The 407-nt window shown below is 67.1% G+C and carries 1 pseudogene; it reads left to right on the forward strand.

Annotated elements, in window-relative coordinates:
- Positions 1–407, forward strand: a pseudogene (locus G3I78_RS49750) (signal recognition particle protein); the annotation flags it as partial.

Consider the following 407-nt stretch of genomic DNA (forward strand, 5'->3'; position numbering starts at 1 on the left):
CTCTTCGTCGTCGACGCGATGATCGGCCAGGACGCCGTCGCGACCGCGAAGGCGTTCGAGGAGGGCGTCGACTTCACGGGCGTCGTGCTCACCAAGCTCGACGGCGACGCGCGCGGCGGTGCCGCGCTGTCCGTGCGCGGCGTCACCGGGCGCCCGATCCTTTTCGCCTCGACCGGTGAGAAGCTCACCGACTTCGAGGCGTTCCACCCGGACCGCATGGCGTCTCGCATCCTCGACATGGGCGACGTCCTCACGCTCATCGAGCAGGCCGAGAAGGCGTTCGACGCCGAGCAGGCCGCGAAGATGGCGGAGAAGGTCGCCACGGGGCAGGACTTCACGCTCGCCGACTTCCTGGTGCAGATGCAGCAGATGAAGAACATGGGCTCGATGAAGAAGATGCTCGGGAT

The sequence above is a fragment of the Streptomyces sp. SID13726 genome (assembly GCF_010548375.1).
Taxonomy (GTDB): domain Bacteria; phylum Actinomycetota; class Actinomycetes; order Streptomycetales; family Streptomycetaceae; genus Streptomyces.